This window comes from Haloarcula sp. Atlit-47R (assembly GCF_003665985.1).
Classification (GTDB): domain Archaea; phylum Halobacteriota; class Halobacteria; order Halobacteriales; family Haloarculaceae; genus Haloarcula; species Haloarcula taiwanensis.
In genome coordinates this window covers 745,844-765,701 of record NZ_QPLQ01000002.1, presented here as the reverse complement: position 1 = coordinate 765,701, position 19,858 = coordinate 745,844, and the positions used below count along the sequence as shown (strand labels likewise).

Here is a 19,858-nt window from a genome sequence, read left to right as displayed (position 1 = left end):
CGCTCGTACTATCTGCGTATTCCTAATCATGCTAGTTTTTGTGTATCAAGTAAGGCGACCTCATGAACTATAAATCATGAGGGAAGCGGTCCCCTGTCGGGATTATGGCCTATTCGTCGCCGTATTCGCCGAGTTCACACTCCGCGGCCGGCCCGGAATCGCACGCGTATCCGACATCGTCCCGGGACGTGACCTCGACGATTTCGATGAAGTTCCCGTCGCCCTGTTCGCTCTCCGGGAGTCCGCGGGCAACTGGAATCGCTCGCTGGGCCTGGTGGTCGCAGGCCCGCATCGTCTCCTCGCCCATGCCGATATTGTTGTAGTTGTAGTCTTCCAGTTCGCGGATGACTTCCGGCGGGTAGAACGTTCCCGCCCGCTCGGCGGCAGCCGCGTACTGGAGCGTCTGGGCGTAGGCGAGCTGGGCCGGGCCAGAGGGAACACGGTCGTACTCGTTCTGGAACACCTCCGTGAACGCGTTCGAGGGCTCGTTGTCGATCTGGGAGTCCCAAGCAATCGTTCCGAAGACGCCCTCGATAGCCCCGCCGGCGGCCTGTGCCATCGGTCGGTTGTACAGCGGGACGACGATTTCCATGTCCTCGTCGATACCGGCATCGACGGCCTGGGAGACGGAGTTCGCGCCGTCCAGCCCGTAGTGGTCGAGCAGCAACACGTCCGCGCCGCTGTTTGCTGCCTCCGAGAGGTACGACGAGAAGTCGCTGGTCCCGAGCGGCGTCGGCACGCTATCGACCTGCTCCCAGCCGATTTCCGAGAGGAACTGGTTCATCGACTCCTGGACGGTCTGGCCCCAGGAGTAGTCGGCGTACAGCTGGTAGAAGGAGTTATCCGAGCCGTACTCGCTTTCGAGCACCGGCGCAAGCGCCTGTCCGGTCATGTACGCGTTGAACATCTCCCGGAAGCCGTACCGGGCGCAGTCTTTTCCGGTCGTGTCGTTGGAGTGAGTCAGGCAGGCCATGAACATGACCTTCTCCTGCTGGCAGAGGCCCTGGACGGCGATGGCCACCGCGCTGGAGGAGCCACCAGAGATCATCACTACGTCATCCCGGTTTATCATCCGCGAAGCGGCCTGTCGGGCGGTGTCGGCGTCGGTCGCTGTGTCGCCGTTCACCGACTCGACCGTATAGCCAAGGACGCCGTCTCCGCTGAGGTCCTCGAAGCTGTCCACCCAGCCACCCCCGTTATTGAGGTGTTTCTGGGCGAGTTCGTACGCCCGGAGTTCGTCTTGCCCCTCAGACGAGTAGGGTCCGGACTGTGGCACGTTGAACCCGAACGTGACCGTGTCGCCCTCGACCGGGAAGTTCCCGAGCGACGGGTAGTCGTCGCCGCCGTCGCCACCGTCGCCGCCGTCGCCACCGTCGCCGCCGTCGCCACCACCGCCGTCGCCACCGGAGCAACCGGCCAGTCCTGTTAGCCCTGCCACACCTGCGACGCCCGTACTCTTCAGCAACTGTCGTCGGTTGACCGATCTGCCATTAGTTGGCATGTTCCATACGGTGTGTGTATATATCATAATAGTTTCGGTAGGTTAACTAACGATTTAACATCTACAGGCCGACAGATTCCGGGTAAATTGCGATCCGCAGACTTATTTCGATCTGAATGGTTTGTTATAGCATGGCGAGGAACGCAGGGTGGCAGCTACTCGTCCTCACCGTCGTCGTTACCGCAGGCTGTGGGGGATTCGGGTTCAGCGGCGGCGACGGCTCGCCGACGCCGGTGACGCCCGCTCCGGTACCGACCGACTCTGCGACCGCGTATCCGGCCGGCGTTGGACCGACGGGTGTCACCAGCCCATCTCTGCTTGGGTCCGCACACGGCGACCGCCTCAACGGAACCGGGTACACGCTGACGATGACCCGCACCGTCAGATATGCAAACGGGTCGTTGCGGTCCCACCTTCGAGTCCACGTCGCGCTGGACAAGAACCGGACACATCTCGCGAACATCTCTGTCCGTGGACATGCAGCCCCAGTGCTCCTCGGCCGACCGCCGGCGACCGCCTCGTTCTGGTCCGACGGCGACACGTATCTCCGTCGACTTGTGCGCGACAACCGCACGGTCTACAACGAGTACGACCCGCCGGACAGCTACGCTGGTACGTGGCAATACTGGGTCCACACCGCCGCGCTGAACGGGCGTCCTGCCGCCGACGTCACTCGAACTGTTGCTCCGTTCCACACTCGGACCTCGCGGTCCGGGCGGTCCGACGGGGCGGTCTACGTCATCAGCGGTGACCGACTGTGGGACAACGCAACGTCGACAGTGTGGGCGAGCCGGAAGAACGCGACGCTCGTCGCCCACGTCACCCGGTCGGGACTCGTCCGCAACTACCGGACCGAGTACACGACGGTCACGGACGGCGGCGACCCGATCACCGTCACCAGAACTGTTCGGTTTACCAAGGTCGGGAACACGATGGTCGGGCCGCCGCCGTGGCGCGACAGGGCACAGTCGACTCCCGACTGAGCCGTCGCCAGCGCTATCAGGGGGCTTTTTTTCACTCGCCGTCCTTCGGCCTGCAATGACTGTCCGTGAGGTGGCACTCGAAGCCTACCGGGAATCGCTCCCGGTACTGGCGCTCAGTGCAGTCGGTGGCCTCTTCGCGGGCGTCGTCCTCGGCGGCATGGACGCGGAGTTGCAGGACGTTGCGGGACTGCTCGTGCTCGTGCCGGCGTTGCTTGCCACCCGTGGGAACGTCTACGGCTCGCTCGGGGCCCGTCTGGGGTCGGCACTCCATCAGGGACTCATTGACCCGCGGTTCTCCTTCGACGACGACCGCATCAACGCCGCCGTCGCGGCGGCACTGGCAAACGGCGTGCTCATCAGCGGCGTCGCCGCGGTGATGGCTGTCGCCCTGCTCGCGCTGGTCGGGCGACCGTCGGCCCCGCTCGCGACCCTCGTCGCCATCGCGCTCATCGCGGGCTTCGTCTCCGGGCTGTTGTTGACTATCGCTGTCGTCTCGGTCGTGTTCGTCGGCTACCGCCGCGGGCTCAACCCGGATACGCTGGCCGGCCCGGTCGTGACGACGACGGGCGACGTGGTCGGGGTCGCGACGCTGCTGGGTGCAACCCGCCTCGTTCTCGCGCTGGGGGGTGGCTGAGTGGCGGAGTTCGCCTCCCAGTGGTCGGTTTCGGGCATCATCCGGACGATGTTTCCCATTCTGATCGTCCTCACTGCTATCGAACTCGGGAGCGGCCTCGTGCTGGATACCTTCGAAGGAACACTGCTGCAGTATCCGTCGCTGCTCGTCCTCGTCCCGGTAACAATCGGAATGGCGGGCAACCTCGGCAGTATCCTCGCGGCACGGTTCTCGACGGCGTTTCACCTCGGCCTCCTGTCGTTTACGGCGACTGACGACCGGTTGGCCGGCAACGCCATCGCTACCCTCGCTCTCGCGGTGACACTGTTCCCGCTCGTCGGTGCCGGCGCGTGGCTTCTTCAGACCGTCATCGGCGGCGCTGCGCTCCCGCTCCGGACGGTCGTGCTGGTCGCGCTCGTCAGCGGCAGCCTGTTGGCGGTGCTGGCTATCGTCGTGACGACGGTGACGACCTACGCCGCCTACCGGTTCGAACTGGACCCCGACGACGTGGTCATCCCTGTCGTCACGAACGTCTGTGACGTGTTGGGCGTGGTGGTGCTGTTCGGTGCCGTCCGCGTGTTCGTGTGAGTGGCGACTGACGCTACCGATGGGCCTTTGCGGGACAGGCCGCTACGTCGAGCCGTGCAGTCGCTCGCCGCCGTCCTCGGGCACCCGGCCGTCTCGGTCCTCGGAGAGGTTGCCGTCCGTGTCCTCCGTATCACGCTCTTCCTCTCGTTTGGCGTGTTCCTCGCGGAACTGGCGGTCGCGTTCGGGCTGGTCGAAAAAATCGCCGTCGTCTCGCGCTATCTCACCTCGCCGGCGAATCTCCCGGACGAGGTCGGAACCGCCATCCTGACGACGACCGCGTCGACGACCGCCGGCTACGGGATGCTCGCCGACTTCCGGGAGTCCGGCGTGCTGTCCGACCGTGCGACGCTCATCGCCGTCACCATCAACACGTTCTTCGGCTTCGCCCAGCACATCATCACGTTCTACGCGCCGATACTCATCCCCATCCTCGGCTTCCGCGTCGGGGTGCTGTACGTCGCCACCCGCGGGCTCGTCGCGCTGGCGATTACGCTGACCGGCATCGCCGCGGGCGCGGTCCTGCTGGACCCGGCCGCCGTCGGCCGGTCGGGTGCCGGCGCGGGACCGGCCCCCGACGGCGGGACGGCCGACGACCCCGCGGACGTGTTCGACGAGCGCCCGGCCACCCGCCGGGCGGCCGTCAGGGCGGCGTTCGACGCGACGGCCGAGAAGGTCCGGGACATCCTGCCGCGGCTGGCGGCCATCTACGCCGTCGTCTCCCTGCTCGTGGCCTACGGCGACGAACTCCTGGCGCTGGCTGGCAGCGACGGCGCGTCCGTGACCGCCGCCGCCGACGGGTTCGCCGGGCTGCTCGGCCTGCCCGGCGCAGCCATCCCCGTCATCGCCGCGTACGCGCTAGATACCACCTCGGGGGCAACGGTCATCGCGCCGCTCATCCGGAACGGGACTTTCACCGCCCGGACCGCCGTGGCGACGATGCTCGTGGGCGGCATCATCTCGTATGCCGTCTCGACGTTCAAGCGCTCGATTCCGTTCCAGTACGGTATCTGGGGCCGGGAGTTCGGTTCGAAAGTTATCGTCGTCAACACGGGGCTGAAAATCGTCTGGATCGCGCTGGCGCTGGTCGTCCTGCTGTAGGCTCACTCGAACGTGTAGGCCATCATCACCTCGTCGACCTGCTCGCCGTCGACGGTGTAGTGGTTCCGCCGGATTCCTTCGGTGTGCCAGCCGTGGTCTTCGAGGAACACCATCGCGTTCTCCGTTATCGCCGGCACGCTGTTGTACAGTTTCCGGTAACCGTTGGCCCGTGCCCAGTCCAGCCCGCGTTCCATGAGTTGGCTGCCGATGCCCTGTCCCTGCCGTTCCTCCCTGACGCCGACGGTGAGCTGGGCCGTCTCGCGGAGCTTGTCCAGTTGCGGGATGTCGAGGTGACACCAGCCGACGACCTCGCCGTCGATTGTGGCGACGAAGAACACCCGCGACTCGACCGTGTTGTGCCGCGTGACGGCGTCCTCGTACAGCAACTGCTCGGCGACGCTCTCGGCGACGACGTAGGTGCCGTCGCTGGAGACGTTCCGAATCGTCTGGACGAGCCCCTCGAAATCGTCGTTACGGGCCGGCCGAATCGTGTACGTCAGCCCGTCCGTGGTGTGTTGCTCGACGGAGCCGACGTCGAGCGCCAGCGTCAGGGTCCCGCCATCGTCCTCGATGTATCCCTTCGACAAGAGGTGTGTCAGGGCCTCCTCGAATGCCTCCGGCGATAGATCCACCGCCTCGCGGACCCTGTGGCGCGCCGCGGTCCCGTGTCGCTCGACGTACTGATACACCTCCATCGCCGCGCTCGTCTCGAAAGTCGGCCGTTCAACAGCGTCCATGTCGAGCATATATACTAGCAGATTATTAACAATTGTTGTTTGGTAACACAAACCATTGTTGCGGTGGTTTCCTGTGCGATCAGTCCCGGCCGAGCGTGCCGAGGCGGGCTTACCTGTCAGCTCAGGCCGTGTCCGGAATCGGGTCGGAGATGACGACGGCATCGCCCTCGATGACGCAGTTCCCCTCTGAGTCATCGACGGCTGTGGCCAGCCGGAACCGGTTGTCCTGTATGCGCTCGACGACCTCACAGCGGGCCGTGACCTCCTCGTCGATGTCGACGGGTCCCTGATAGCTCAGCTCTTGCGAGAGGTAGATGGTCAGCCCGGGGAGCCGGGCCAAGGCCGCGCTGATGACGCCGGAGACGAGTGTGCCGTGAACGATTCGGCGGCCGAACCGTGTCCCGTCCGCGAATGCCGTGTCGAGGTGGAGTCTGTTCGTGTCACCGCTGGCCTCAGCGAAGGCCTCCACGTCGCTCTGCGTTATCGTCTTGCTGAACCGGACGTGGTCACCGACGTCGATACCGTCGGCAGTCCCGTAGCTCTCGAAGGTCCAGTCCTCGTCCTCGTACAGCGTGTCCGGCCGGGTGAACCGCTCTCGCTGTGACGGCTCGTCAGTCGCTCCCCCTGCCCGCCTGAGGTGTGGGATGTAGTCAGAGATGTCGGTTGTTGTGACAATCCCGACAAGTTCGCCGTCCTCGACGACGGGCAGTTTCTTGACGTTGTTCGTCCGGAGCCGTTCGACGGCTGTTTCGATGTCCACTTCGGGGGTGACCGTCACCAGTGTCTCGGCCATCACGTCGCCGACTGACAGCGCTCTGGTATCGCCCTCGGCTGCGGTGACAGCGACGATGTCACTCTCCGTGATGATGCCGACGCAGCTGCCGCCGTCCTCGACGACGAGCGAGCCGATATCCTCGTCGCGGAGGCGCTGGGCCGCCTCGATGACCGGAGCGTCAGGACTGATAGTCTTGACCGGTGTCCGCATAATCTCTCTGACTGGCAGCGGGACGAGCATTGTACGGACACCCACTCGTGGCAAACCTATAACAGTCCGCCCAGCGGCACCGTCACACTTGTGCCGCCGGCCGACAAGGTCTATCCGATGCGATGGCCCGTGTTCGGTTTCGTCGTCGTTCTCGTGGTGGCTGCCGGCTGTAGCGGCTTCGCCGGCTCGCCGTCGCAGTCGACGGGGGCCGCCGCTGACGGCCAGTCAGCAATCGACGTGCCACACGCAGTCGTCACCGTTACCGTCACGGCCGTCGTCGACGGCGATACGATACAGATTGCCTACGAGAACGGGACTGGCGACACGGTCCGACTCGTCGGCGTCGATACTCCCGAAGTCCACACCGAGACCGACCCCGCGGAGTTCGAGGGCGTCCCCGAGACCGACGCCGGGTCGGCCTGCCTCCGCGGGGCCGGCACGAACGCCTCGGCGCTCGCCAAACAGCGGCTCCTCGGCGAGACAGTGGGACTCGCCTTCGATTCGAATCTGAACCGGCGGGGCTACTACGACCGACTACTGGCCTACGTCGTTCACGAGGAAGTGCTGTTCAATTACCGACTCGTCGAGACTGGCCGCGCGCGTGTCTACGACAGCGAATTCACGCGAACCGAGCGATTTTACGCGGCCGAGGACGCCGCGCGCTCCGACCGGCGCGGGCTCTGGCACTGTACGGACCCGGGCGCTACGACCCGGACGGATACCGCCGACAGCGGGGCTATCACCGAGAGCACCAGCGGTGTCGAAATTGCGACGATCCACGCCGATGCGGCAGGAAACGACCACGAGAACCTGAACGACGAGTACCTCACGCTCACGAACGCCGGCGACGAGTCGGTCGACCTCTCCGGGTGGACGGTCAGCGACGCTGCGGGGCACCAGTACACGTTTGCGAACCTGACCCTCGGCCCGAACGACTCGGTCACCCTCTACACCGGTCGCGGCACCGACACTGTGACCGAGCGGTACTGGGGCCGGAACGGGGCAGTCTGGAACAACGACGGTGACACTGTCACGGTCCGAAACGCCAGCGGTGAGCCGCTCCTCCGGCAGTCGTACTGACGCCGCTGCGCTGTCACGGCAGTATAAGCCGCTCCGGTGCTAACCGGTACCATGGCCATCCACCGGCTGACGCCAACGCCACGGGCGGTCGACTGGGGGCTGTTCGCGGCGGTGGCGACGCTGCTTGCCACAGGTATCGCCACCATCTTCGCAGGCATTCCCAGCAGTGCGTGGATAATCGACCTCCACGCGCTCTCCGGCGTGGTGCTGACGCTCCTGCTGCCGGTGAAGCTCCACCGTGTGGTCCACCGTGTCGCGCCGTCGCGGCTCACTGCGGCCCGTGTCCTCTCGGTCGGTCTGGCAGCGGTCACGCTGGGGGCGCTTGGCACCGGCGTCTGGTGGATATTCGGCGGCACGCTCGACCTCGGTCCGTGGGGGCTGTTTCACCTCCACGTCGCGCTCGGCCTGCTGGTCCCGCTGCTGTTGCTGATGCATCTCCGAACCCGGTTTTACTCCCCAGCAGAGGCCACCCGCGGCGGCCGCCGTGACGTTCTCCGGTACGCTGGGTTGGTAACCACGGGGGCACTGATCTGGCGACTCCAGGGGCCAGTCAACGACGCACTCGGTACGGCCGGCGCGGACCGCAGGTACACCGGCTCGCGGGAGGACGGGACCGGTGACGGCAACCGGTTCCCAGTCACTAGCTGGGTCGCCGACGATCCGGACCCGGTCGACGCGGCCGAGTGGTCGTTGTCGGTCGGTGGCCGGGTCGCCAGCGAGACCAGCTACGCCGCAGCCGACCTCTCGCCGGACGCGACCGAACCGGCGGTGCTTGACTGCACGAGCGGCTGGTACTCCGGTCACGAGTGGCAGGGCGTTCGCGTCGGTGACCTGCTCGACGCCGCCGACCCCGACGACGCGGCGGCGTGGGTCCAGTTCCGCTCTATTACTGGCTACCGGTGGAGTCTCCCGCTCTTAGAGGCCCGCGACGCCGTGCTGGCCACACACGTCGACGGCGAACCCCTGGCCCACGGACACGGCTACCCCCTCCGACTCGTTGCGCCCGGTCGTCGGGGGTTTCAGTGGGTGAAGTGGGTCGATTCGGTGCGGGTCAGCAAGCGCCGCGAACTCGGGGAGTGGATCGCGATATTCGTGAGCGGATTCTGAACGACGCCCACACCCTTCGAAAAGAGAGCTTACCGGTGTAGCTGTCATTGAAGCTACTACTAACGAAGTACTGTGTCGCGGTACCGGGTGGTATGAACTGGCGACACCCCGCCCGACTCACCGGTCCCTCGAACACTGCCATTGCTCTGTGGGCGGTTGCCGTCGCCTTTTTCGGCGTCGGCGACCTCGTCACGACGCTCGTCGGCTACAGTATTACCGGGGTGACGGAACTCAGCCCCGTTGTCAAGCTACTGCTTGCACAGCATGCGGTGCTGGTGTTGACCGGCCTGAAAGCCGCCGTGTTCGTGGGCTTTTTCGCCATCTGGAAGTACGTTTCTCGGCCGTACTCAATCGGTGTCCCGCTCGGGCTGGCGCTACTCGGCGTCGTGGTCACGGCGTGGAACACCGGCGTTATCCTTACCGCTGTACTGACCTGATTGTCGGCCGCTTCCAGTACGCCGCTCCGTACCGATGGCTCCGTGCGCTACACCAGCGCGTCGATAGAATCCCAGAGGTCCGGCCCGCTGTCATCACCCGACTCGTAATGAATCGGCACGAAGCCCGCGTTACGTGCGCCTTCGACATCGGTTTCGTACTCGTTGCCGACCATCACGTATTCGTCGGCCGGTAGCTCTTCCCGGACCCGGTCGAACGGCGCGCTGTCGGGCTTGTGTGCGCCGACCTCGTAGGAGGCGACAACAAGGTCGAACAGGTCGGTCAGCCCGTGGTGGTCGAGCTTGGCGACCTGCCGCTCCCGGATTCCGTTGGTGACAATCGCGAGCCGATTGTCGGTGGCAAGTGCGGTCAGGCTGTCCCGGGCTGTGTCGGGGACGGTCGTCGACGCGAACTCGGTCTGCTTGAGCGTCTCGACCAGCGCATCGAGGTCAACGTCTGCCCCGGCCGCTTCGGCGACCGCGGCCATCGACTGGCGGTACGGGTCCGGCTCCAGCGCCTCGAAGGCCGTATAAAATACCTCCTTGCTAACGGCCCGAAGCTCGTCGGTGTACTCGATACCATGGGCTTCGACGGTCCTTCGGATAATGTTCTTGTACGGCTCCGGATAGTGGACGACTGTGTCGTCAAGGTCGAAACAGATGGTCGTCGTCATGAGTCTTCGTCGTAGACCGGCTGGCCGTCTTCGGTCGGCGGCGCGACGTAGTCGATATACTCCTCGGCCGACGGTTCGTTGACGGTCACGTTCACGCGGATGTCACCGAGTTCGGAGGGGTCACCGACTGCGAAGTTTATGCGTCCCTCGAACGCCGCTTGCTTCTTCACGTCGAACGCGAAGGTGTCCCCCTCCAGATTGTCGAAGAAGACAGACCGCGCCGTATCGAGGATTTCCCGCCGGTGGAGTAGCTCAGAGAACCCGTCCATCGTGTGGACCTCGGCGACGAGTGCGCCCTGCTGGTGTGTCGGGTCGGCCTCCGGGAAGAGGGTCCGAACTGCGTCTGCAACCCGGTCGGTTACCTCGGTGTCGTTGACGGGCGCTTCGATTTGGATGTCGACGGCGTAGACGGCGCTCATTGGTTAAGCGCCTCCGACCCGTCCCGAATCAGTGTGCGAACAGTCCGCTGGAACGCGGCCAGCGTCTCCGTGTTCTCGATAGTCAGGTCGGCCATGTCCATGGCCTCGCCCATCCCGAAGCCGAGTTCGCGAGCGTCACGGTCCTCAAGCGACTCGCCGCCGTCTTCGGCCGAAGTGTCCCGCCCCCGGATGTCGAGTCGCTCGGCCCGCAGTTCGAACGGGGCGTCTATCTCGACGAGCAGGAACGCGTCGCCAAAGGCCGATTCGAACGCTTCAACCTCCACGTCCGACCGAATACCGTCGACGAGGACGGTGTCATTCGATTCGAGTTCCGCCTCAATCATCGGTAGCGAGCGCTCGGCGATGGCGGCAGGGCCGTTCTCTTCTCGAAGCGCCTTCGCGACCGCTCCGTGGTCCGATGCGGGGTCAAGCCCGCGGTCACGGCACTCCTCACGGATGACGTCGCCCATCGTCACGACCGGCACGTCCATCTCGGCGGCGACGTTCGCTGCCTCGCTTTTCCCGCTGCCCGGCAGCCCGACGATACCGATAACTGTCATTGCCGGGCGTAATCGAGCAGCGGGCAAAAGCCCTCCCGTTCGGGCTCACCGCTCGCGGACGACGACGAACTCCGCGAGGTCCCGCAGGTACTCCATCGACTGGGACTCCGGGGCGTCGATGGTCGATAGCGACTCCAGGGCGGCGTCGGATTCAGCCCGCGCCCGCTCGTTTGCCTCCTCGGTCGTCAGCTCCGTCACTTCCACCAGCGACGGTCGTTCCATCTCCGCGTCGGTCCCGGCCGGCTTGCCCAGCGTTTCGGCGTCGGCTGTCGCATCGAGCACGTCGTCACGCATCTGGAAGGCCACGCCGACCCGTTCGGCGTACTGCCCGACCGCCTCGACCGTGTACGGGTCCGAGTCGGCCGCGATTGCCCCCAGTTCTGCCGCAGCGCGGAACAGCGCCCCGGTCTTCCGACGGGCCAGTTCCATGTACTCCTTCTCGTTGGAGGGCTCTGCGACCAGCTCCATGGCCTCGCCTTCGCCGAGTTCGACCATCGACTCGGAGACGGTCTGCATGGCGCGCTCGTCCGTCGAAAAGAGATTGAACGCTTCGCCGAGCAGGCCGTCAGAGGCGATGATAGCCGGGCCGTGGCCGAAGGCCTCCCAGGCGGCCGGAGAACCCCGCCGGAGCTCTGACTCGTCGATGATGTCGTCGATGACCAGCGAGGCGTTGTGGACGAGTTCGATGCCGACCGCGAAATCGACGGCATCGCCCGGCTCCCCGCCCAGCGCCTCACAAACCAGCACTGTCACCGTCGGCCGAACTCGCTTTCCCCCGGAAAGCGCCACGTGACGCACTTCATCTGCGAGTTCATCCGGCTCCACGCTGTCGAGAACCGCCTCCAAGCGCTCCTCGACCCGGTCTCGCCGGCGCTCGAGATACTCCATTACCGCCCCCTTAGGACTACCATAAAAAGTACCTTGTCACCCGCGATTCAGTGGGTCGCGGCTACTGGAACTGCTCGATGAGTGCCGGGACGACCTCGAACAGGTCGTCCTGAATACCGTAGTCGGCGATGTCGAAGATCGGTGCGTTCGGGTCGGTGTTGATGGCGACAATCGTATCCGAGCCCTTCATCCCGGCGACGTGCTGGACGGCCCCGGAGATACCGATGGCGATGTACACGTCCGGAGTAACGACCTTCCCGCTCTGGCCGACCTGGCGGTCCTTCTCCAGCCAGCCATTGTCGATGAGCGGCCGTGAACCCGACACCGTCGCGTCCAGTGCCTCGGCGAGGTCGTGGATAATGTCGAGGTTCTCCTCTTCTTCGATACCGCGGCCGACGGACACCAGCACGTCGGCGTCAGTGATGTCGATGTCGCCACCGCCGACCTCCTCGAAGCCCTTCACCGTGGACTTGACGGCACTCTCATCGATGGTCGCGTCGAATGCCTCGATTGTGGCGTCACCGTCCGCCTCGATTGTCGGCCACTCGGCCGGGCGGATGGTCACGGCCGCCTGCTCGGCGTGCACGTCGATTGTCGTCTCGGTTTTCGAGCCGTACAGCTCTCTGGTCGCGGTGAGGCCGTCTTCGGCGTCGATGTCGACCACGTCGGTCACGAGCGGCCGGCCCAGCCGGTTGGCGACTGCCGGCGCGTAATCGAGGCCGTTGACGCTGTTGGGCATCAGGAGAACGGTCGGGTTCAGTTCCGTGGCCAGCTGGGTGACGGCCTGCGTGTACACGTCGTGGTTGAACTCCTCGCCGATATCGACGGTGTGGACAATATCAACGCCCTCACGGTTCAGATCCGATCCAAACGCCTCGACATCACCGCCGATGACGGCGGTGTGTAGCTCGCCGCCGAGTTCGTCTGCGAGAGCGCGACCGGCTGCTAGCTGTTCTAGGCTCACCGGTCGGAGTTCCCCGCGCCGGTGTTCGGCGATAGCGAGGACCGACATTAGCTGGTCACCCCCTTCTCCGCGAGCAGTTCAGCCAACTCGGCCGCCGTCTCCTCGGGACTCCCTTCGAACACCGTCGCCTCGCCCTCGGTTTCCGGCTCGTACAGCGAGGTCTGTTCCAGCGGGCTCTCGATTTCAGCCGCGTCTAGTCCGACATCTACTAGGCTGTACTCCGCGAGTTCCTTGCTCTGAGCTTGCCGGATGCCCCGAAGGCTCGCGTAGCGTGGGTCGTTGATCCCGGTCTGTATCGTCAGTACAGCGGGGATTTCGATATCGGTGAGTTCCTCGACGCCGCCTTCCAGTTCACGGTGGACGCTTGCAACACCTGCCTCCAGATCGAGGTCGAGGTCGTTGACGACAGCGCCCCATTCCATGTCGAGTTTATCGGCCAGCGTGACACCGGTCGCCCCGAATCCGTCGTCGGCGGACTGAACGCCAGTCAGCACCAGATCGGGGTCTTCCTCGGCGGCGACAGCGGCCAGCACCTCGGCCTTCGTCTCGGGGTCCAGCAGGCCGGCGTCGGCGAGTGCGTCGTCCCAGACACGGATCGCGCGGTCGGCCCCTTTCGCCAGCGCCTGTCGGATCGTCTCGTCGGTTTCGGACGGGCCGATGGTGACGGTGACGACCTCGACATCGTCGTGGGCCTCCTTTATCTGGACGGCCTCTTCGACAGCGTACTCGTCCCACTCGTTGAGGTCGGCTGTGACATATCGGTCGTCGATAGCGAGTCCGTCGATCTCGAACTCGTCGTCGACGGCTGCCACCTCCTTCACCGTGACAAGAATTTTCATATCGGCAGTCCGATCGGACAGCGAATAAACGTTTCCGAACCAGAAACCACGCCCGGCTTGTTTACGCTCAGGCTGTCCTGTGGCTCACTCGTCGAAGTCGGTGATATCCTCGTCCGGGAACGAAATGAGGTTCTCCCGGCCGATGCGGAGTTTGTCGATCCGCCCTTCGTCGTCCATTGATGAGAGCAACTGGGACACCTTCGCGTTCGACCAGCCGGTCTCGGAGACGATGCGCGCCTGCTTCATCCGACCGCCGTTTTCTTCGAGGAGCCGTTCGACGCGTTCCTCGTCGCTCAGCAGTTCGACATCGACATCATCTGAGGCCGTGGTGTCGCTCGTTGCGGCTGCCGTCCCAGTACTGTCGTCTCCCTCGTCGTCGGTCCCGGCTGCGATTGATGGCAGCCCGTCAGTGTATCCCGTTTTGAACATGTACCCGACGGCACCAACGAGTAGCAACATCAGCACAACGCCGCCGATCCAGGCCGAGCCGATGCCACTGAAGATCGACTCCGGGGTCCCCGTCGGCGTTTCGGTCGTCGGTTGTTCGCCAGTGTACACGACGGACAGGTATCCCGGCTCGAACGTCCGACGCCCCTCGAAAACCAGCTTTCCGTCGTCTACGGCGCTCGGGGCGCTCTCTACACCGTACCCAGCCGGCGGCGAGATAACGAGTCGCTGGTCTGCAGTCAGCGTCCCGAACCACGTGCCATCCGTTGAATTGAACGCGTCACCGACGACGACGTTCTCGCTGGTGACAACCGCGAAGTTCGTCCAGGTAAACTCGAGGATCAGTTGCCCTCTGCGGTCTGACACCTCGTACCGACGGTCGACGTTAGTGATCTCCATCTCACGACCGGTGACCGTACTGGCCTCGTCTTTTGCCTCCCGAAATGCTGGTAGCCATACCGCCTCGCCGTCGCCAGCGAACTGCTCACCGGTGTCTCTGAACGACTCAGTTTCGCTTTCGTCAAGCGCGTAGGTGTCTGTTATCGTCCACTTGGCGTCGCCGTTCGATTGTATCTGGAGGGCGAACGTCGTGTTTTCCGCGACCGGTGCCGGCGTCCCGGTTGTCTGTTGTGCGGAGACAGTATCCGCTGTCGCCGCTGTCGCGAGCGGCGGGGTCGCAAACAGGGCAAGCAGGACAAGGAGGAGGAGGGCACCTGAAACCCGCGGGGTCATTCTCGTTCATCGATGAACGTTCTGGGGGCAAAACCCTTTCCATCCGAGAATAAAACGTCAGCGGGCGCTTTGAAACGTCTCGTGCCTTCTTAGACGATTATTGATATATGGAGAATGGGGAGATTTTTGTACAGTGGGTGAGTATTTGTCGGTGATGCGTCCCCTCCCCGCAGTCGGTGTGATCCTCCTCATGGTTGTTTCCGTGGCTGCCCCGGTGACTGGGGCAGCCTCGCCAGCCCAGACCGCTGACGGCAGCGATCAGTTACCACAGATCACGGCCGTCGACAACACGACGAACCATCTCGCGATCTCAGCCAGTGATGTCAGGTCAACGACGTACAACCGGTCCTCAATCGACGTCGGCGTCGCGGTTGCAACCGGATCCAGTGACCTCCGGAGCGATTACGCGACGACGACGTTTGAGCGGCAGTTCTTCCAGCAGGACAGCGAGGCCGCTCGCGACCGCCTCGTCGACGAGACGCTGACCGATATCGAAAGCCAGCGAGCGAGTCTCGAACGACGGAATCAGGCCGCCATCCAGCAATACGCCAGCGGTGTGATAACCGCGACAGAGTTCCTGCGACAGCGTGCACTGATCGACGCTGAGTCACGTCAGTTGGCCACCCGGCTCGACCGTATCCGGGCCACCGCCGGCACCGCGCCGGACTACTCGCTCTCACCGGCGCAGCGCTTCCGCCTGGAGAACAGCAGAGGCGTGCTCAAGACGTACCGCGGCCCGATAAGTCAGCGTATCAGCGACGAGACCGCCGGGACGGTCGAGCCGAACGCGGTGTACGTTGAGGCGTCCTCAGAAGGGTATATGTTGTCTACAGTCGCAGACGGCCAATACACGCGTGAGACGTATCTCGGACAGGACCGCGAACAGACGGCAGTTGACCAGTTCGCACAGACCAACGACTCTCTCGGTGCGGTCAACACGCGGGCAGAGACCCTCTATCCGTGGCTCTACAGCGAGCAGTACCCGTCTGTTCAGACATACGGTCGGAGTGCCATCTACCAGATTCAGGCTGATCACTCCAACGGACAACTGACGGCCTATCTCGACGGCGGGACGACGAACGTCTTCTACGAGACGCAGACTCTCGAACTGACGACGGTCGACCGGTCGGAAGTGGCGGCGGGTGTGAACCAGTCCGTTCGGGTTCGAGTCCAGCAGTCCTTCGAGTCCGGCCCGCTGCTCATCACGGCCACTGATAACAGCACGGGCTCTCCGACCGATGCGACCGTCAGAATAAACGGTAAGCGGATCGGTACGACCGGGACAGACGGCACTCTCTGGACGGTCGAGCCCCGTGGGGAGTACACGGTTACCGCCACCACACAGGACGGCGAACGGGTTCGAGTGCCTGTTAGCGGATCGGCGTAACGACGTGAGAAGGTAGAAACTCGCTGTTATTCGGGGACTTCTGCGATTGTCGTAATCGCACGCGGGCTGCCCGGTCGGGACTGCTGAATGTGGTGTTCGAACTCCTCGAAGCCGGCCTCAGTGAACATCCGGTCGGCCTCTTCCTCGTCGTAAAACAGCATGATGGCATCGGCCATCTTCTGGAAGACTGTCGAGTTCGGGTAGTCGGGACCGACGATGAGGACCTTGCCACCGGGTTTGGTCAGTCGGCGACACTCAGCGAGCGCGTCGACGGGGTTGGGCCAGTACTCGATGGACCCTGAGGACCACACCGCGTCAAAGCTGTCATCTTTGAACGGGAGTCGTTCGGCATCACCGAGGTGGTAGCGCACGTCACCGAACTTGCCGAACTTCTCGAAGGCTTTCGAAAGCTGGTGGGGGCTCTGGTCGAGCCCGTACACCGTATCGACGTGTTCGAGCAGTCCCTCGGTGGCGAAGCCGGTGCCACAGCCGACATCGAGGACTCTGTCGTCGGGCGCAAGGTCGAGCATTGCGATCGCCTCGTCGCGCATCCGTTCGTCCCAGATGAAGGGGTTGATCTGGTCGTACACCTTCGAGAGATACTTGTAGAACGTCCGCGCGCGGGCTTTATTCTCGAGGACTCCCATTACCCCCAGCTTAGGACTTGGCGGTCATAATTCCCCGGATTTTGGCCGGTGTCTCACACGGAGAAACTTCGCAACTACCAAATAGCCGCTCTGGCAACGCTCACATGATTAGAGAATGCCACGGCCAGAAGTTCTTGACAGGATACAGGAGGCCGAGCAGGAGGCCGACGAGATCGTCGCAGAGGCCGAACAAGACCGCGAAGACCGCATCGCGGAGGCTCGGGAAGAGGCCGAGGAGATCCGCGAATCAGCGCGGGATGAGGCCGACGCGGCCGCAGAAGACCGTCTTGAAGCGGCTCGCGAAGAGATCGAGGCCGAGCGCGAACAGATCATCGAGGACGGCGAGAGCGCTCGCGAAGACCTCGAACAGCAGGCCAGTGAACAGATCGACGAGGTAGTCGAATACGTCACAGACCTGTTCGAGGAGGCGGTGCATGCTCAGACCTGAGAAGATGTGCCGCGTCTCGGTGACGGGGTCGAAACGCGCGATGGAGCAGACAATCGAGGCCGTCCACGACCTCGATATGCTCCACGTCACCGAGTATGACGGCTCCTGGGACGGATTCGAACCCGGGAACTCGCTCGAGGGAACCAACGAGGTCTCGGATAAGCTCGTCACGGTTCGCTCGCTCCAGTCAATTCTGGATGTCAGTGAGGAGGACGCCGGTCCGACCCGAGTTGTCACTGACGAGGCGATCGAGGAGCAACTCGACGAGGTGCGGACGGCGGTCAACGAACTCGACGACCGGCGCGACGATGTCCGTGATGAACTCCGGGCCGTCGAGGACCGGATCAACACGATGGCCCCGTTCGTCACGCTTGGCATCGATCTCGACCTGCTCCGTGGCTACGACTCGCTGTCAGTCGTCGTCGGCGAGGGCGACAGCGACGAGATCGAGACCGTCCTTGCAGCTAGCGACATCGAAACGTTCGAGCTGTTCACCGAGGACGGCGTCGTCGCCGTGTTCGCACAGGCCGACGAAGACGCTCTGCAGGACGCACTGGTCGGGGCGACGTTCTCCCGGCTCGAAGTCCCAGAAGGCGACGGCGACCCGACGTCATATCTCGAAGAGCTGGAACACGAGAAACAGCAGCTCGAATCGAAGCTCTCGACCGTCGAAGACGAACTCAATGAACTCCGTCTCGACCACGCCGGATTCCTGCTCGCAGCCGAGGAGAAACTGGCTATCGAGGCCCAGAAGGGCGAAGCGCCGCTCACCTTCGCGACGACGGAAAACGCCTTCATCGCCGAGGGGTGGATTCCGAACGAGCGCTACGAGGAGTTCGAGCAGGCCCTTTCGAGCGCTGTCGGCGATGCTGTCGACATCGACAGGATCGAAATCGCCGAGTACGACAGCGACGGGCACGCGGAGTCTCACGAGGAAGTCGAGCGCGAGGGCGGCAACGGCGGCGAACCGGTCGGCAGTTCGGTCGATGCTCCCGAGCCGGAGAGCGAGCGCCAACCGCAGGAAACCGTCGCTGACGGCGGCGTCATCACGATGGGCAGCGACGACCCACCGGTCATTCAGGACAACCCGAGCGGCGTGCGACCCTTCGAGGACCTCGTCGAGGTCGTCAACCGACCGAAGTACGGCGAGTTCGACCCAACGGTCGCCTTCTTCCTGACGTTCCCGGCCTTCTTCGGGTTCATGATCGGTGACCTCGGCTACGGGCTCCTGTACCTCGCACTCGGATACGGGCTGTACTCGAAGGTTGACAGTGACGTGCTCAAAAGCCTGGGCGGCGTTGCGATGTGGGCCGGTGGCTTCACCGCGCTGTTCGGTGTGCTGTACGGTGAGGTGTTCGGCTTGCACACCATTTCGAACGTCTTCTGGCCCGCGCTGGGATTCAAGAGCGCGCCGATGCACAAGGGACTCCAGCCGCACTACGCCGACTACGCGCTGGCGTGGCTGACAGTCAGCCTGCTTGCCGGGACGGTCCACCTCGCTGCGGGCTGGATATTCGACTTCATCGAGAACCTGAGCCACAGCCTCTGGGACGCCGTCACCGAAAGCGGGTCGTGGCTGCTGATGCTGTTTGGCCTCTGGGCGTGGGTGTTCTCCGGCGCGAACGGTGCAGCGCCAGACTTCCTCTATACCGCTGAGGCAGGTGTCTTCGCAGGGAATCCGTACGCATGGGGATTCACTGGGCTGCCAGCGATCAATCTCTTCACGATTCCGGGACTGGGTGCGCCGTTCTCGGCGTGGCTCATCCTCTTCTTTGCCGGCCTCGTGCTGCTGGCGCTCGCCGACCCAATCGAGGTCGTCGAGTTCCTCAACGTGCTGGTGAACGTCCTGTCGTACACGCGGCTGGCTGCCGTACTGCTGGCCAAGGCAGGGATGGCCTTCGTGGTCAATCTGCTGTTCTTCGGCGCGTACTCACACGACGGTGAGTTCCACTTCCTCATCGGGCACGGGCCTGAGTGGGCAATCTCCGAATACGGCGCGGAAGCGATCATGTTCCCCGGGCTCATCCACTCCGGTATCGCCGCCGCGCTGGTCGGGGTTCTCATCCTGGTCATCGGGCATCTACTCGTGCTGGTGCTCGGCATCACCAGCGCCGGACTCCAGGGCGTCCGACTTGAGTACGTGGAGTTCTTCGGCAAGTTCTTCGAAGGCGGCGGGAAGCGGTACAACCCGTTCGGCTACGAACGCACCTACACGACCGAGGACTGACCGCGCGCTTCCTTTCTATTCGGGCTAATCGCCGCTGTTTACTGCCGGTTTTGCCAATTTCGTTGCGGGTGTCGACTGCTACACGCTCACAACCGACCACAGCTGAGCCGCTAAACCGCCCGAACAGCACGCTGACGAACCGTTTTGGGAAGCTTTATGAACTACGTGGATTCACATACGCCTGTTCGGACACGAGCAATTCCAGAGACTACACATCCATGATCGAAACCATCGCACTCCTTGTCAACGCAGTACTGCAGGAAGGTACCGCCAGTGCTCCAGCTATTCCGGCTTCAGCCGGCGCAGCGCTTGCCGTCGGACTCGCCGCGCTCGGTTCGGGGTATGCGGAACGTGGGATCGGGGCCGCCGCCGTCGGCGCAATCGCAGAAGACGAGAGCATGTTCGGCCGCGGACTCATCCTGACAGTCCTGCCGGAAACGCTCGTCATTCTCGCGCTTGTCGTCGTCTTCGTCGTCTAACAACACTCCGTCTTTTCCAAT

22 protein-coding genes are annotated in these 19,858 nt (G+C 63.9%); 11 read left to right on the top strand and 11 right to left on the bottom strand.

Annotated features, from left to right (window positions below; translation table 11 throughout):
• Window positions 1–109: 109 nt before the first annotated feature.
• Window positions 110–1,501 (bottom strand): substrate-binding protein, encoded by a 1,392-nt coding sequence (locus DVK00_RS11600; protein ID WP_121577747.1) that lies wholly within the window; start codon window positions 1,499–1,501, stop codon window positions 110–112.
• Window positions 1,502–1,632: 131 nt separating this feature from the next.
• Between DVK00_RS11600 and DVK00_RS11595 the strand changes: the two genes are divergently transcribed.
• From DVK00_RS11595 to DVK00_RS11580, 4 genes are read left to right on the top strand one after another with little or no spacing between them, the layout of a single operon-like run.
• Window positions 1,633–2,484: a hypothetical protein gene (locus DVK00_RS11595; RefSeq protein WP_121577746.1), complete on the top strand. Its 852-nt coding sequence runs from the start codon at window positions 1,633–1,635 to the stop codon at window positions 2,482–2,484.
• A 55-nt stretch (window positions 2,485–2,539) separates the two neighbouring features.
• Window positions 2,540–3,118 (top strand): magnesium transporter, encoded by a 579-nt coding sequence (locus DVK00_RS11590; RefSeq protein ID WP_101349131.1) that lies wholly within the window; start codon window positions 2,540–2,542, stop codon window positions 3,116–3,118.
• On the top strand, window positions 3,119–3,685 hold the full coding sequence (locus DVK00_RS11585) for a magnesium transporter (protein ID WP_101349132.1): 567 nt from the start codon (window positions 3,119–3,121) through the stop codon (window positions 3,683–3,685).
• A 54-nt stretch (window positions 3,686–3,739) separates the two neighbouring features.
• The gene (locus DVK00_RS11580) at window positions 3,740–4,783 is read left to right on the top strand and encodes a nucleoside recognition protein (protein WP_121536275.1); all 1,044 of its coding nucleotides are present in this window, start codon (window positions 3,740–3,742) and stop codon (window positions 4,781–4,783) included.
• A 2-nt stretch (window positions 4,784–4,785) separates the two neighbouring features.
• Here the strand turns inward: DVK00_RS11580 and DVK00_RS11575 are convergent, their stop codons facing one another.
• The gene (locus DVK00_RS11575) at window positions 4,786–5,520 is read right to left on the bottom strand and encodes a GNAT family N-acetyltransferase (protein WP_121511304.1); all 735 of its coding nucleotides are present in this window, start codon (window positions 5,518–5,520) and stop codon (window positions 4,786–4,788) included.
• Window positions 5,521–5,641: 121 nt separating this feature from the next.
• The gene (locus tag DVK00_RS11570; protein WP_121511303.1) at window positions 5,642–6,535 is read right to left on the bottom strand and encodes a CBS domain-containing protein; all 894 of its coding nucleotides are present in this window, start codon (window positions 6,533–6,535) and stop codon (window positions 5,642–5,644) included.
• A gap of 87 nt (window positions 6,536–6,622) precedes the next feature.
• On the opposite strand from DVK00_RS11570, the gene DVK00_RS11565 reads away from it, so the two are divergent.
• From DVK00_RS11565 to DVK00_RS11555, 3 genes are all read left to right on the top strand, one after another.
• Entirely contained in the window at window positions 6,623–7,585 is a 963-nt protein-coding gene (locus tag DVK00_RS11565; protein ID WP_101351394.1) for a lamin tail domain-containing protein, read from the top strand.
• A gap of 51 nt (window positions 7,586–7,636) precedes the next feature.
• Window positions 7,637–8,692, top strand: coding sequence for a molybdopterin-dependent oxidoreductase (locus DVK00_RS11560; protein ID WP_101349135.1), 1,056 nt, complete (start codon window positions 7,637–7,639; stop codon window positions 8,690–8,692).
• Between the two features lie 92 nt (window positions 8,693–8,784).
• Window positions 8,785–9,129 carry a hypothetical protein gene (locus DVK00_RS11555; RefSeq protein WP_101349136.1) on the top strand — a complete coding sequence of 115 codons (345 nt, stop codon included), beginning with the start codon at window positions 8,785–8,787 and terminating at the stop codon, window positions 9,127–9,129.
• Between the two features lie 47 nt (window positions 9,130–9,176).
• On the opposite strand, the gene DVK00_RS11550 is transcribed toward DVK00_RS11555, so the two are convergent.
• The 7 genes from DVK00_RS11550 to DVK00_RS11520 form a co-directional block, all read right to left on the bottom strand.
• Window positions 9,177–9,800: an HAD family hydrolase gene (locus DVK00_RS11550; protein ID WP_101349137.1), complete on the bottom strand. Its 624-nt coding sequence runs from the start codon at window positions 9,798–9,800 to the stop codon at window positions 9,177–9,179.
• The gene (locus tag DVK00_RS11545) at window positions 9,797–10,219 is read right to left on the bottom strand and encodes an RNA-binding domain-containing protein (RefSeq protein WP_101349138.1); all 423 of its coding nucleotides are present in this window, start codon (window positions 10,217–10,219) and stop codon (window positions 9,797–9,799) included. The genes DVK00_RS11550 and DVK00_RS11545 overlap by 4 nt, the downstream gene beginning before the upstream one ends.
• Window positions 10,216–10,779 (bottom strand): AAA family ATPase, encoded by a 564-nt coding sequence (locus DVK00_RS11540; RefSeq protein WP_121577745.1) that lies wholly within the window; start codon window positions 10,777–10,779, stop codon window positions 10,216–10,218. Before DVK00_RS11540 ends, DVK00_RS11545 begins: the two co-directional genes overlap by 4 nt.
• 45 nt (window positions 10,780–10,824) lie before the next feature.
• Window positions 10,825–11,667 carry a polyprenyl synthetase family protein gene (locus DVK00_RS11535; protein WP_121511299.1) on the bottom strand — a complete coding sequence of 281 codons (843 nt, stop codon included), beginning with the start codon at window positions 11,665–11,667 and terminating at the stop codon, window positions 10,825–10,827.
• A gap of 61 nt (window positions 11,668–11,728) precedes the next feature.
• Window positions 11,729–12,679 (bottom strand): electron transfer flavoprotein subunit alpha/FixB family protein, encoded by a 951-nt coding sequence (locus DVK00_RS11530; protein ID WP_101349141.1) that lies wholly within the window; start codon window positions 12,677–12,679, stop codon window positions 11,729–11,731.
• Window positions 12,679–13,470, bottom strand: a complete 792-nt coding sequence (locus tag DVK00_RS11525; RefSeq protein ID WP_101349142.1) for an electron transfer flavoprotein subunit beta/FixA family protein — start codon at window positions 13,468–13,470, stop codon at window positions 12,679–12,681. The genes DVK00_RS11530 and DVK00_RS11525 overlap by 1 nt, the downstream gene beginning before the upstream one ends.
• An 84-nt stretch (window positions 13,471–13,554) precedes the next feature.
• Window positions 13,555–14,649, bottom strand: a complete 1,095-nt coding sequence (locus DVK00_RS11520) for a hypothetical protein (RefSeq protein WP_121536281.1) — start codon at window positions 14,647–14,649, stop codon at window positions 13,555–13,557.
• Between the two features lie 154 nt (window positions 14,650–14,803).
• On the opposite strand from DVK00_RS11520, the gene DVK00_RS11515 reads away from it, so the two are divergent.
• The gene (locus DVK00_RS11515; protein ID WP_121577744.1) at window positions 14,804–16,036 is read left to right on the top strand and encodes a hypothetical protein; all 1,233 of its coding nucleotides are present in this window, start codon (window positions 14,804–14,806) and stop codon (window positions 16,034–16,036) included.
• 26 nt (window positions 16,037–16,062) lie between these two features.
• On the opposite strand, the gene DVK00_RS11510 is transcribed toward DVK00_RS11515, so the two are convergent.
• A complete protein-coding gene (locus DVK00_RS11510) occupies window positions 16,063–16,683 on the bottom strand; it encodes a methyltransferase domain-containing protein (RefSeq protein WP_101349145.1) in 621 nt (206 codons plus the stop codon).
• 115 nt (window positions 16,684–16,798) lie between these two features.
• Between DVK00_RS11510 and ahaH the strand changes: the two genes are divergently transcribed.
• The 3 genes from ahaH to DVK00_RS11495 all read left to right on the top strand — a co-directional run bounded on the left by ahaH (window position 16,799) and on the right by DVK00_RS11495 (window position 19,837).
• Window positions 16,799–17,131: an ATP synthase archaeal subunit H gene (ahaH, locus tag DVK00_RS11505; RefSeq protein WP_101349146.1), complete on the top strand. Its 333-nt coding sequence runs from the start codon at window positions 16,799–16,801 to the stop codon at window positions 17,129–17,131.
• Window positions 17,118–19,358 carry a V-type ATP synthase subunit I gene (locus DVK00_RS11500; protein ID WP_101349147.1) on the top strand — a complete coding sequence of 747 codons (2,241 nt, stop codon included), beginning with the start codon at window positions 17,118–17,120 and terminating at the stop codon, window positions 19,356–19,358. The genes ahaH and DVK00_RS11500 overlap by 14 nt, the downstream gene beginning before the upstream one ends.
• Before the next feature lie 218 nt (window positions 19,359–19,576).
• Window positions 19,577–19,837 carry a F0F1 ATP synthase subunit C gene (locus tag DVK00_RS11495; RefSeq protein WP_004518385.1) on the top strand — a complete coding sequence of 87 codons (261 nt, stop codon included), beginning with the start codon at window positions 19,577–19,579 and terminating at the stop codon, window positions 19,835–19,837.
• Window positions 19,838–19,858: the final 21 nt, after the last annotated feature.